Source organism: Gleimia coleocanis DSM 15436 (genome assembly GCF_000159015.1).
GTDB lineage: Bacteria > Actinomycetota > Actinomycetes > Actinomycetales > Actinomycetaceae > Gleimia > Gleimia coleocanis.
The window spans coordinates 1-229 of sequence record NZ_DS999568.1; the positions used below are offsets into that span (position 1 = coordinate 1).

Sequence of the window (229 nt, forward strand, 5' to 3'; positions counted from 1 at the left end):
GCGTCGATTAATTCCATAAATCGCTGCAAGGCGCTGGCAGCTCGCCCGGCGAGGGCTTTTTCCTGCAACAGCTCACGACATGCCTGCCAGAGTGTTAACTGGCGATCGCGCGATGTCTGACGTACCACGTCCAGCGTCCGGTCACCAATACCCCGCGTTGGCGTATTCACCACACGCTCAAAGGCCGCGTCGTCGTTGCGGTTGGCAATCAGGCGCAGATACGAGAGCG

At 59.8% G+C, this 229-nt stretch carries 1 protein-coding gene; it reads right to left on the reverse strand.

The window, feature by feature from the left end; genetic code table 11:
* Nucleotides 1-229 (reverse strand): 3'-5' exonuclease (locus HMPREF0044_RS07705; protein ID WP_006547574.1); only part of this gene is annotated, 229 nt, incomplete at both ends.